Below are 11,075 nucleotides of genomic sequence, written 5' to 3' on the forward strand. Positions count from 1 at the left end.
TTCTACTTGCAAGCGACCCCTTAAGGAAGGGGTAAAAAGCTCAAGCCAAAGCAAAAAGTCCCCCTTTGTTAAGGGGGACAGCTTCGAACTTGCGAGAAGCAGGGGGATCGAGAAGCAGGGATTTAAGGGTACAACCCGCGCAGTGCTCTGGCTTCCAGCACACGGGCACAGGCCACGATGTAAGCAGCGGTTCTCAGGGTCACATTGTGGCGCTCTTTGACATCCCAGAGGCTGTCGAAGGCTTCACGCATGATGCGGTCCAGTCGGGCGTTGATTTCGTCTTCGGTCCAGAAGTAACTGGAGAAGTCCTGCACCCACTCGAAGTAACTGACCGTCACACCCCCGGCGTTGGCCAGCACGTCTGGCACAATCAGCACGCCTTTGTCGGACAGGATGTCATCGGCGACAGGGATGGTGGGACCGTTTGCCCCTTCCACGATGACTCTGGTTTTGATGCGGTTGGCGTTCTCTTCGGTGATTTGTTTTTCCAGAGCGGCAGGGATCAAGACTTCGCATTCCACGTCCCAGAAGCTGGAGGGATCGATGGTTTCGGTGCCGGGCATGCCTTTGAGGGTGCTGTGTTCTTTCAGGTGGTTCAGGGCGTCGTAAGGGTTGATGCCCGCTTCGCTGTAGATGGTGCCGGTGATGTCCTGAATGGCCACCACTTTGGCCCCGTGGTCATGGAAAATGCGTGCAGCAGCGTTCCCCACGTTGCCGAAGCCCTGCACAGTCACTCTGGCCCCTTCCAGAGGGATGCCCAGTTTTTGCATGGCCCGTGCTCCAGCCACAAACACCCCACGTCCAGTGGCGTCATTGCGACCCAGAGAGCCCCCCAAGGCGATGGGTTTACCTGTCACCACACCGGTGGCGGTTTTGCCTTCGTTCATGGAGTAGGTGTCCATCATCCACGCCATGACCTGAGGATTGGTGTTCACATCGGGGGCAGGGATGTCCCGGTCTGGTCCGATGATGATGCCAATTTCGGTGGTGTAACGGCGGGTCAGGCGCTCCAGTTCACCCATCGACAGTTTTCTGGGGTCCACGCGGATGCCCCCTTTGCCCCCACCGTAAGGCAGGCCCACCACAGCATTTTTGATGGTCATCCATGCGCTTAAGGCCATCACTTCACTTAAAGTCACGTCCTGGTGGTAACGGATGCCCCCTTTGGCTGGACCTCTGGAGGTGTTGTGCTGCACCCGGTACCCTTCAAAGTGGGCCACTGAACCGTCATCAAGGTGGATGGGGACATCCACCACCAGAATGCGTTTGGGGCGCTTGAGGGTTTCCACCCAGTAGGCCAGTTTCCCGAGGTAAGGGGTGACACGCTCGACCTGTTCAAGGTAAATCTCAAAAGGGCCGATGTTGTTTTTGTCCAGATAGCTGGGGATCTCGAAATTCATGGATACACTCCTCTGAGGGCAGTGGCGTTGTGCAGGCGGTTCAAAGCAATCACGTAGGCGGCGGTTCTCAGGTCGATGCCCTGTTTGTAGGCAATTTGCAGGATCTGTCCGACGGCTTCTCGCATGTGTTTTTCCAGCGCGTCGCGAATTTCGCCTTCGGTCCAGAAGAACTGGTTGGAGTCTTGCACCCATTCGAAGTAACTGACTGTCACCCCTCCACCGTTGGAAACGATGTCTGGAATCACGATGGTGCCTTTTTTGCGCAGGACCTCATCTGCTGCGAGGGTCACGGCAAAGTTGGCCCCTTCCAGCACAAATTTGGCACACACTTTTTGCACGTTTCCAGAGTGGATGGCTCCAGCGTCCACGGCGGGCAGCAAGATGGTGACATCCAGCTTGAACAGGTCATCGTGGGGGAGGCTTCGCCCACCTTCAAAACCCTGAATGCTGCCGGTTTCTTCTTTGTGGCGAATGAGGGCCGGAATGTCCAGCCCTGAGGGTTGGTACAAACCACCCGAAGAGTCGCTCACTGCGATCACTTTGGCTCCAAGTTCATGGAAGGCGAGGGCAGCGTAACGCCCCACCATGCCAAAGCCCTGAACCGCCACAGAGGAGCGGTGGAGGTCGTAGCCGTAGGCAGGCAGCACGCGTGCAGCTGCGTATGCCGCACCACGCCCTGCGCCTTCTTTGCGCCCCACAGAGCCACCCAGAGAAACAGGTTTGCCTGTCACCACACCGGGAATGGTGCTGCCGTGGTTTTCGCTGTAGGTGTCCATGATCCACGCCATGATCTGCTCATCGGTCCCGAGGTCCGGTGCAGGAATGTCCTGCATGGGTCCAATCAGGTCCACCAGTTCGCTGGTGTAACGGCGGGTCAGACGTTCCAGCTCCTTGTGGGAGAGTTCCTTGGGATTGACGTCAATCCCTCCTTTGGAACCGCCCAGTGGCAGGCCCATCACGGCGCATTTGACGGTCATCAGGGCAGAGAGGGTTTCGACTTCTTCTTGTGACAGTCCGGCCTTGTACCGGATGCCGCCTTTGGCCGGGCCAAGGGCAATCGAGTGCACGCACCGGTAACCCTTGAACACCCGCACGGTTCCATCGTCCATCACCACAGGCATGGAGAGGGTGACCGAGCGTTTGGGATAGCGCATGAAGGCCATTGAAGCGCTGTTGGCTTCGGAATGGGGCAATGCGCGGTCAACTTGTTGAGTGATGTTTTGCCAACTCAGTGGGTTGGTCATCCAGACCTCCGAAATTTTCCCTGAGCAGTCTGCTTCAGGCCCGTGTGGGACCTGAGGACATGGCGGTTCAAGGTGCTTTGTCGGTTGGATTATACCTGTCTAGGAGGGTTGTCAAGTGTCCCGGTGCTTTTGTCCCAGAAATCCTGAATGACAAACAAAAAATCCCACACGGAATTTTGATGTCGCAGACGTGTTTAACTCGGGTGAAATATTTCCATTTTTGGAAATTTTGGATGAAGTTCAGCTTTTGAATTGTTGTCCAAAGTACACGAAACTTTCTCGGGTCAAAAGATGGTTTTGAATTAGAACAAAGTTCAAAATAGAATTCTCGGGGAATAAATATACGGAAAAATCTTAAAATGGGGAAAATAAATAAAGGCAGACATGTGTTCCATGTCTGGTGACAATGGTGGAATGCATCCAATATACAAAAAATTGCAAGTGGACAACTTGCCGAGAGCCGAGGGCCAAGGGCTAGAAAAGCTTTGGTTAAAGCTTTCAAGGCGCAGCACGCTTCTTGTACAAAACAGGAGACCCCATGTTGGTCTCATTGACAGTTGCGCCCCTACAAAATCCCCTTGACCATTTTTTGTACGTATTGCAGGATGCTCTCGGCTCTCGGCTCTCGGCTCTCGGCTCTCGGCTCTCGGCTCTCGGCTCTCGGCCTTTACAATGCCCGTTCAGCCTCAGCCAGAGCCAGATTTTCCAGTGCCTGACGGGCTGGACTGCTGGGCAAGATTTGCAGGGCTTCCACGGCCCGATGCACACGTTCTGCAATTTCGCGTCTGGATTTCTGGATCACGCCCATTTGCTGGGCCAGCAGGCGCACCCGTTCCACATCTCCGGGTTCAGATGCCCGACGGGCCAGAATTTCACGGACCTCAGGGCCATGTTCGGTTTCCATCAGGTACAGCACAGGCAGGGTGGCTTTGCCTTCTTTCAGGTCTCCGCCAATGGGTTTTCCGAGTTTGCTTGCATCTGCAGTCAGGTCCAGCAAATCGTCTTGAATCTGGAAGGCGCGTCCATATTCCAGACCATAGGTGGTCAGGGCCTCGACCACATTCTCTGGAGCGCCAATCATCAGCGCAGGTGCACGAACAGCGGTGGCCATCAGAACGGCTGTTTTTGCGGTGATGATTTCCAGATAATTTTCGATGCTGTAATCCCGATAAGAGGCGACCTGAAACTGCAGCACTTCACCTTCGCAGATCCGCATGCTGGTCTCGGCAAATTCGGCGGTCAGGGTGGCTGGATGCTCAGAAAGGATCTTCAGCACCCTTGAGAGCATGAAATCTCCAGAGAGCACGGATACAGCATTGCCATACTTGCGGAATGCGGCTTCCATGCCCCTGCGGGTGTCTGCATCGTCGATCAGGTCATCGTGGAGCAAGGTGGCAGAGTGGAGCAACTCCACGGCCACGGCAAGGTCCAGTTCGCGCAAATCTTGAATGCCCAGAGCCCGGGCAGACAGCATCACCAGTGCAGGACGAAAGCGTTTCCCGCCGGCACCCACCAGATCTCCGTTGATCAGTTGAATAAATTCCACTCTGGAAGTCAGCACCTCGCGGATGCGTTCTTCAAAAGCTTGCAGGGCGGGCTGAATCAGAGACAGGGTGTGGCTACCTAACACATGGGTAGTATAGCGTCTTTTGTTTCAGAAGTATGGGATGCTTGTAGAAAATCTCACTTTCTAATGGTGTGGTGAAGCCAAAATGCCTTTGTATGAAACCATTGTCAGCAAGCCAATGGTTTTCTTAATCACAAAACCGCTAAGCTGGAATACAGCATGATGAGGCCCAAATTTCTCAGTTTACTGATGCTCGGGTTGGTGGCGTGTGCCCCCACAGCCACACAGACCACTTCAACGTCTGCAGTAGCCACACCTGTGCCCATGTGGTATGAGGGACAGTGGACCGCTTCAGGTGTGCAACTGAACCTGAGCTCTGGCACAGAGGGTGCCATTGGAACGTTGGTCCGTCCAGAGCTGCAATGTGCAGCCAACCTGACGGTCCTGACCCGTCAGGAGAACCAGTTGGTTGCCCGTCAAGACCCCCTTTATGGTGGCACCAATTGCAACAGCACCCAACTGGTGGTCCTCCGCAGAAACGGCAGCCAGACCTCCATCAACTTTGGAGCGAACCAATCTGATTTGCCTCTGGTTTTTGCTGAAGGCTCAGGGAGCACGCTGATCAAAAGCGGGGTGTACAACGCTCTGGCGGTTCAGCGCAATCCAGCCGGGTCTTTCTCTGTGCAACTGGTGGTGTCTTCCACCTCCAAAGGGATGCTGGTTTCGGCGATTTATCCCGAGCAAGGGTGTGCTTCCCGCCTTCAATTTGTGCGCAACGAAGGCAATCAGGCCCGCTACACCGAAAAAATGGTGCATGGCACCTGTCTGGATGGAGGCACCATCCGTCTGGATGTTCAGGCAGGGACCGGAAACCTCAGGTACCTCTGGAGCAAGGATCAGGTGCCTGCCACGGTGGAAGCGTTCTTCCGGCCCGGAGCTTTGCCCAAAAAGTAAAATCCATCAACCAAAACATCCAGCAAAAAGCCGCCTTTGATTTGGGCGGCTTCCGTGTTTTCAGGATGCTTTTGATTCAGGGGTTGCTCAGAGGTCCACTTCAGGAAGGTCCTCAAAGGGTGCAGCAGGCACTTTCGCTGCCAGAGCGATGGGTTTGGGACCCAGAATGCCTTGCAGGTGGTTGATCAGGTCTCCGACCACGCCACTGGCAGTGACTGCGCCACCTGCTCCACCCCCTGCCACAAAGATTTCTCCGCACTCCTCGCCAAAAAACACCATGGCATTGCGTCCAGAGGCTGCCCGTGCGATGGGGTGGTCCATGGGCAGCAGTCTGGGGGCCACTCTGGCTTTCCATTGGCCGTTCTCAGGGTAAATGCTGCCAATCAGGCGGATGCGCTGGTCATTGGCCAGAGCGTCACGCACAGCATGTTCGGGAATGGTGTCAATGCCACGCACGGTGACATCTGCATAAGGGTAATCCGGGTCAAAGGCCAGACGGGCCAGCACAGTCAGTTTGTGGGCTGCATCAAAACCGCCCACATCCAGTGTGGGGTCAGCCTCGGCATAACCAAGGTCTTGCGCTTCCTTCAGGGCTTCATCATAGCCTTTGCCCTGCTCCATTTGGGTTAGGATGTAATTGCAGGTGCCGTTCAGGATGGCCTGCAGGGCAATGGGCTGACTGGAGCGCAAAATGCCCGAGAGGGGATCAATCACTGGGGTTCCAGCCATCACGGCAGCTTCGTAGTACAGTTGGCCGGTTTTGGCGTAGGCTTTCAGCTCGCTCCAGCGCTCGGCCAGCATGGCTTTGTTGGCTGTGATCACCACTTTGCCGGCTTTCAGGGCAGGCAGCACCAGATCCAGAGGCTTCTGAACCCCACCCATCACCTCAATGACCACATCCACCCCGGTCAGGAAACCGGGATCGGTGACCAAGGGAGCACTGGGAAAGCAGGTTTCTCTGGGCTTGCTGGCGTCCCGGACCAGCACCCCCGCCAGTTGAACGTCGAAGCCGAGGGCTTCAAACTGGGCTTTTTGTCGGTGGAGGATGTCCAACACTCCGGTTCCCACCGTGCCACACCCGATCATGCCAATCCGCAACGTTTGCATGCAGGGAGTATACGTGTGGATGGGGGTCCACCCAAAAGCATTTGCTTAATTCACTTTAGACAGCAAACGCACTTCCAGAGATGTTCCGGCCTTGACGGCATTCAGAATGACCACCCGCAGGTACTTCCATCCCTTCAGTGTTTTCTGAAAGGTTTTGCCGTCCTGACTGTATTCCAGCCGGAAGTTGTATCCTTTCACCTGGGTGCGCTCTGGAAGCAAGGTGGCCCCCTGAGGTGCCATCAATTTGAGTCCCAGCCGTCCTGCTGGAAAATCCACTCTGGTGGACACACCCACCAGATACACCAGCACCTGCCCTTTTTTCACCAGCGTCACATCCTGCAGCTTGTTCCCTTCCAGCTTTTTGACGGTCACGGACGTTTGGATGTCTTCAGGTCGCAAAGCCTCTGGAGAAGCAGTTTGAGGGGCTTGCTGGGCCAGTCCCAGACCCAACAGGCCAACAAGCAGAAGGGGTGGCATCTTCATGGTGAGGTCATTTTACCTGTCTGGGCAACACAACCCCAAACCGCATGCAAGGTCCGCCTGTGGGATTTGCTGTTTTCAACAAACTTCAAAGTTTTGTGATGAATTTGTATGAATTTGGGTCACGGCTCTGATGTGATTTTGATGATCAACACGCAGGATTTTCTGAGCTCTGGTGCAAGCTGAATGAAGCAAACTTCTCACTTGGGATTCACTTTGATTCGGAAAAAAGCGCGTATGATGCCTTTGTTTGAGATGCTGACTCGTTTTGTTCTGTCAGCGTGGCAGATCTCCCGGAGGTTTAATTCAGTGAAGCGTTTAATGACTCTTGGTTTGTGCCTGCTGGCGCCCATCTCCAGTGGAGTGGCGTTTGCGCAGAACAACACGCAAAGCACCCCTGCCAAAAAAAGCACCGCAACCACCCCAACGGCCCAGAACTACCTTGCCCTCGGGAAGTATTACTACAACTCTGGACGTTATGATGCGGCTTATGCGGCATTCCGTACTGCCATCGAACTTGACAGAAAAAACAAAGACGCCCTGCTGTACCTCGGGCGCACCCAGATTCAACTGAAGCTGTATTCTGCGTCTCAGGAAAGCTTCAAGCAACTGATTGCTCTGGATGCCCGCAACATCAGCGCTTACATCGGTCTGGCCCAGACGTACCGTTACCAGTACATCAGTGCCAAAGACCTCAGCAGCGTCAAAAACAACCTTGATGAGGCCCTCAAAATCCTCGACGATGCCGAAAACGTCAACCCCAAAAGCGCATCGGTCTTCAATGAGCGTGCTCTGGTTTACAACCTCAAAGGTGATGATTCCAAAGCTCTGGAAAATGCCCGCAAGGCTTCCGAACTTTCCAAAGAAGATCCCATCATTCTGGCCAACTATGCCCGCTTGCAATACGAGGCAGGCAACCTGAATGGTGCTCTGGACACCATGCAACAGGCCGTGATCTCTGATCCCACCGACCCCATCAACCGCGCTTTGTATGGCCGGATGCTGGCCGAAAAAGGCGACATCAAAGCCGCCAATCTGGAGATTGCACAGGCACTGCGCTTCAAGCCCCAGACTGCAACGGTGCTCGGTTACGCTGGAATCGTGAACTACTTGGGCAAAGACATGAACAGTGCCAAAAACAACCTGACCCAGGCTGTTCAGAAAGAAGCAGTGCGCTTCCCAGAGTTCTACTTCTACCTCGGCAGAATTGCCCTGGACGGTGGAAACAGCAAAGAAGCCCACGCCAACTTCACCAAGGCGGTCACCCTGAACGGCACCAATGCTGAATTCCGCTTCTACTTCGCCAAGTCTCTGGAAGCCATCGGAGACAAAGCCAATGCCCGCATCCAGTACCAGAAAACCCTGGAGCTGAACAAAGGATACAAAGAAGCACAAGACGCTCTGGACCGTCTGAAGTAAAGTTCGATCATCCAGAAACCGCCCGCTGGGGCGGTTTTTCCTTGTGTTCTGCCAGAGGTTCATGCAGAGGTGAAGTGAAAAGTGTCGAACAAAATATCAAAGGTCAAGCACAACCTCAAAATGCTTTTGTTCGGGTTGCTGGTTTTGGGTGCTCTGGTGTATTTGCTGGTGGCCCTGTTCTTGGCCTCACAGGTGAACCGGGACACCCGCAGGCAAACCGATGCCATTCTGGTGTTGGGCGCAAGGGTGAATTTCAAAAATGGCATCAACCCCTGTTTGAAAGCCAGAGTGGATCATGGGGTGCATCTCTGGAGGCAAACGTATGCCCCTTTGTTGATCATGAGTGGGGGAGACGACATCGAAGATGGAACCAATGAAGCCGATGCCATGCAAAAACTGGCCGTCAGTGCAGGGGTCCCAGAGGCCTCCATCCTGAAGGAACGCGAGTCCCACTCCACCTATGAAAACCTGTTGTTCACCCGAAACATCATGCAGAAGCGCAACTTGAAAACCCTGCTGATCGTGACCGAACCGTACCACATGCCCAGAGCAGCCTTGATCGCACGTGAAATGGGTCTGGATTTTGCAGTCTCTCCAGCACCCAACAGCCCTTGCTGGAATCGCTGGAAATTTCTGTCCCGATATTTTTTAAGGGAGCCTCTGGGCCTGATCAAAAACAAAATGCTGGGCAGGTGGTGACTCTGGCAGGTGAAAGGTGCCTTCTTTCCATTCCAGAGGCAAAACCTGCACCACTGCTGACAGGGGCAAAGGTCCATAAAGATGGGGAAAATCCTGTCCATAGCCATACAGATCTTCTGAGCGCAACTCGTGCAAACCTGCTGTCGCCATTTTGAGCAGCAACATGTTTTCCTGTTCTGCTGCAATGAAGTTGGCGACTTCAATCACTTGATGCAAACAAGACAGGTGAACAAAACCATCGGTTTTCAATTCCTCTGGGAGATAAAATTCTTGAGATTGAATGGTGTGCCACTCTTCTTTTGACATGATCCGATAAACAAACGCAGCCATGATCTACAAAGTACAGCATGTGTGGGTGGAGGTTCTTCTAAAATCAGACCATGCGCTATGCGTCGATATGGAAAAGGACACTGGCTTTCTTGATGGATGCAGTTTTGGTTCTGGGAGCAATGTATGGCTTGACTGTTTTGCTGGAGGGTTTTCAGCCCAGGGAAGACCTTGCACGGGTTGTTCGTTTGCCTGTGGCCTTTTTGCCTCTGGTTGTGGGATGGCTTTATTTTGCTGTGCTTGAATCTTCCCCTACAGGCCAGACCCTTGGCAAAAAGGGAATGAACATTCAAGTCAAGCACACCACTGGCCTGAGGTTGACGTTCGAACAGGCCAGTTTGCGCTGGAAATTGAGGTTTTATCTGGTGTTGTGGCTGTTCAGTGGGGTGTTTGTGCCACCCCTCTGGATGAACCCTCGCAGACAGTTTTTGCACGATACAGCTTCAGAAAGTCTGGTGCTGGAAAAACCCCGAGGTGAAGCATGAACCCCAGTTACCTGTACCTGTTTCTGGCCATTCTGTCCGAAGTGATCGGCACCAGTGCCCTCAAAGCATCGGTGGGTTTCACCAAATGGCTGCCCAGCACCATTGTTTTGCTGGGTTATGGAACAGCTTTTTATTTTCTGTCGCTCAGTTTGAAAAACATTCCCATTGGCACAGCCTATGCCATCTGGTCTGGCCTTGGAACGGCGGGCATTGTTCTGATTGGCACGGTGTTTCTCAAAGAAAGCATTGACCTGCCCAAAATCATTGGGATTGTGTTGATTGTGGCTGGAGTGGTGGTTTTGAACGTGTTTTCCAGAGCGCACTGACACAGCAAAACCCCAAAAAATTGTGCTAGCCTTGAATCAACTATGCAACTGACCGACCTTTACCAGCAGGCTCTGGTGTTTGCGTTTGTTCACCACCAGCATCACGAAAGGAAAGGGAGCGGCATCCCCTACATGGCGCACCTGCTCAGTGTTTCCAGTCTGGTGCTGGAGCATGGAGGCACCGAGAAAGAAGCCATTGCCGCTTTGCTGCACGATGTCCTTGAAGATGTCGGCGACCACCTCAAAACTGAGATTCAAGACAAGTTTGGTGAGGAGGTCTTGCAGGTGGTCCTCGCTTGCACCGACGGAACCCACCTTGAAAAACGCAATGCCCGTCACCCTCTGGAGCACTGGTTGGCCCGCAAAACCTTTTATGTGCAGAACCTCCACCACAAGAGCTTTTCTGCCCGTCTGGTGGGCCTTGCCGACAAAGTGCACAACGCCAGAGCCATTCTGGAAGATTACACCCACCTGAACGATGAAACATGGAAGCGCTTCAAAACAGGCAAATGGGGAACCCTCTGGTACTACCGCGCCCTCAGGGATGGCTATTCCCCCACCCCTCAGGACCCCGAAGGATACTGCCACCTGTACCAGCTTTTCGAGGATGTCACCTACACTCTGGAGCACCTGACCGGGGTGGAACACCTGTCCACCGAAGATTTGCGAGGAAGGGTGTTGGTTTAATGGCCGAGGGCACAGAGCTCAGGGCCGAGGGAAAAAAAGGGCTCTAGTGCATGATCACGAAAGAGGTTGTGCAAGGGGCTCCAATTTTGGACACGCATAATAAGCGCAGACCCGAGACTCCAATTCCTTCGCCGAAAGCAAGCCCTGAGCAGGTATCACCGCCCGTTTGCCATGTAGCCATTTCGGTTCGATGGGATTCAGCCAGGGGCTTCTTTTCGGCAGCAAACCACTCAAAATCCGCACTCCACCTGATGCTTTTGCCTCACGGTTGTACTGCTTGATCCAGAAGATGACCTGTTTGCTGATATGCCAACTGGCGTTGTCCCACACCAGCAACAAAGCCTTTTTACCCTGCTTGCCCAGTTCCTGAGTGACCCACT

General features: G+C 53.8%; 13 protein-coding genes. 6 read left to right on the top strand and 7 right to left on the bottom strand.

Annotation, left to right across the window (positions count from 1 at the left end; all coding sequences use genetic code 11):
• Window positions 1-122 precede the first annotated feature (122 nt).
• The 3 genes from Q371_RS15480 to Q371_RS15490 all read right to left on the bottom strand — a co-directional run bounded on the left by Q371_RS15480 (window position 123) and on the right by Q371_RS15490 (window position 4,274).
• A complete protein-coding gene (locus tag Q371_RS15480) occupies window positions 123-1,400 on the bottom strand; it encodes a Glu/Leu/Phe/Val family dehydrogenase (RefSeq protein ID WP_034341943.1) in 1,278 nt (425 codons plus the stop codon).
• Entirely contained in the window at window positions 1,397-2,644 is a 1,248-nt protein-coding gene (locus Q371_RS15485; protein WP_034341944.1) for a Glu/Leu/Phe/Val family dehydrogenase, read from the bottom strand. Before Q371_RS15485 ends, Q371_RS15480 begins: the two co-directional genes overlap by 4 nt.
• A gap of 667 nt (window positions 2,645-3,311) precedes the next feature.
• On the bottom strand, window positions 3,312-4,274 hold the full coding sequence (locus Q371_RS15490; RefSeq protein WP_245618359.1) for a polyprenyl synthetase family protein: 963 nt from the start codon (window positions 4,272-4,274) through the stop codon (window positions 3,312-3,314).
• A 156-nt stretch (window positions 4,275-4,430) separates the two neighbouring features.
• Between Q371_RS15490 and Q371_RS15495 the strand changes: the two genes are divergently transcribed.
• Complete coding sequence (locus Q371_RS15495; RefSeq protein ID WP_034341945.1) at window positions 4,431-5,165, top strand: hypothetical protein; 735 nt, start codon at window positions 4,431-4,433, stop codon at window positions 5,163-5,165.
• Window positions 5,166-5,252: 87 nt separating this feature from the next.
• On the opposite strand, the gene Q371_RS15500 is transcribed toward Q371_RS15495, so the two are convergent.
• Both Q371_RS15500 and Q371_RS15505 read right to left on the bottom strand, forming a co-directional pair.
• Window positions 5,253-6,272: a homoserine dehydrogenase gene (locus Q371_RS15500; RefSeq protein ID WP_051964544.1), complete on the bottom strand. Its 1,020-nt coding sequence runs from the start codon at window positions 6,270-6,272 to the stop codon at window positions 5,253-5,255.
• 45 nt (window positions 6,273-6,317) lie between these two features.
• The gene (locus Q371_RS15505) at window positions 6,318-6,755 is read right to left on the bottom strand and encodes a hypothetical protein (protein ID WP_157442742.1); all 438 of its coding nucleotides are present in this window, start codon (window positions 6,753-6,755) and stop codon (window positions 6,318-6,320) included.
• A gap of 318 nt (window positions 6,756-7,073) precedes the next feature.
• On the opposite strand from Q371_RS15505, the gene Q371_RS15510 reads away from it, so the two are divergent.
• Together Q371_RS15510 and Q371_RS15515 are read left to right on the top strand one after the other, a co-directional pair.
• Window positions 7,074-8,171, top strand: coding sequence for a tetratricopeptide repeat protein (locus tag Q371_RS15510; RefSeq protein ID WP_051964545.1), 1,098 nt, complete (start codon window positions 7,074-7,076; stop codon window positions 8,169-8,171).
• A gap of 81 nt (window positions 8,172-8,252) precedes the next feature.
• A complete protein-coding gene (locus tag Q371_RS15515; protein ID WP_157442743.1) occupies window positions 8,253-8,870 on the top strand; it encodes a YdcF family protein in 618 nt (205 codons plus the stop codon).
• Here Q371_RS15515 and Q371_RS15520 read toward each other — a convergent pair.
• Window positions 8,820-9,200: a DUF952 domain-containing protein gene (locus Q371_RS15520; RefSeq protein ID WP_051964547.1), complete on the bottom strand. Its 381-nt coding sequence runs from the start codon at window positions 9,198-9,200 to the stop codon at window positions 8,820-8,822. The two genes, Q371_RS15515 and Q371_RS15520, sit on opposite strands and share 51 nt — an antisense overlap.
• A 50-nt stretch (window positions 9,201-9,250) precedes the next feature.
• On the opposite strand from Q371_RS15520, the gene Q371_RS15525 reads away from it, so the two are divergent.
• Genes Q371_RS15525 through Q371_RS15535 form a run of 3 tightly spaced genes read left to right on the top strand, consistent with a single transcriptional unit; the run spans window position 9,251 to window position 10,695 of the window.
• Window positions 9,251-9,682, top strand: a complete 432-nt coding sequence (locus tag Q371_RS15525; RefSeq protein WP_084571461.1) for an RDD family protein — start codon at window positions 9,251-9,253, stop codon at window positions 9,680-9,682.
• Window positions 9,679-10,008, top strand: coding sequence for a DMT family transporter (locus tag Q371_RS15530; protein WP_034341949.1), 330 nt, complete (start codon window positions 9,679-9,681; stop codon window positions 10,006-10,008). The genes Q371_RS15525 and Q371_RS15530 overlap by 4 nt, the downstream gene beginning before the upstream one ends.
• Window positions 10,009-10,050: 42 nt before the next feature.
• Complete coding sequence (locus Q371_RS15535) at window positions 10,051-10,695, top strand: HD domain-containing protein (protein WP_051964548.1); 645 nt, start codon at window positions 10,051-10,053, stop codon at window positions 10,693-10,695.
• Between the two features lie 54 nt (window positions 10,696-10,749).
• On the opposite strand, the gene Q371_RS15540 is transcribed toward Q371_RS15535, so the two are convergent.
• A partial coding sequence (locus tag Q371_RS15540; protein ID WP_034339278.1) for a transposase occupies window positions 10,750-11,075 on the bottom strand: 326 nt, incomplete at its 5' end.

Source organism: Deinococcus misasensis DSM 22328, assembly GCF_000745915.1.
GTDB lineage: Bacteria > Deinococcota > Deinococci > Deinococcales > Deinococcaceae > Deinococcus_C > Deinococcus_C misasensis.

Bases quoted from the DNA above. Each gene is read 5' to 3' on its own strand.
- Q371_RS15525 (WP_084571461.1), top strand. From the start codon at position 9,251: ATGCGCTATGCGTCGATATGGAAAAGGACACTGGCTTTCTTGATGGAT.
- Q371_RS15480 (WP_034341943.1), bottom strand. From the start codon at position 1,400: ATGAATTTCGAGATCCCCAGCTATCTGGACAAAAACAACATCGGCCCT.
- Q371_RS15495 (WP_034341945.1), top strand. From the start codon at position 4,431: ATGATGAGGCCCAAATTTCTCAGTTTACTGATGCTCGGGTTGGTGGCG.
- Q371_RS15485 (WP_034341944.1), bottom strand. From the start codon at position 2,644: ATGACCAACCCACTGAGTTGGCAAAACATCACTCAACAAGTTGACCGC.
- Q371_RS15530 (WP_034341949.1), top strand. From the start codon at position 9,679: ATGAACCCCAGTTACCTGTACCTGTTTCTGGCCATTCTGTCCGAAGTG.
- Q371_RS15535 (WP_051964548.1), top strand. From the start codon at position 10,051: ATGCAACTGACCGACCTTTACCAGCAGGCTCTGGTGTTTGCGTTTGTT.
- Q371_RS15520 (WP_051964547.1), bottom strand. From the start codon at position 9,200: ATGGCTGCGTTTGTTTATCGGATCATGTCAAAAGAAGAGTGGCACACC.
- Q371_RS15505 (WP_157442742.1), bottom strand. From the start codon at position 6,755: ATGAAGATGCCACCCCTTCTGCTTGTTGGCCTGTTGGGTCTGGGACTG.
- Q371_RS15500 (WP_051964544.1), bottom strand. From the start codon at position 6,272: ATGCAAACGTTGCGGATTGGCATGATCGGGTGTGGCACGGTGGGAACC.
- Q371_RS15510 (WP_051964545.1), top strand. From the start codon at position 7,074: ATGACTCTTGGTTTGTGCCTGCTGGCGCCCATCTCCAGTGGAGTGGCG.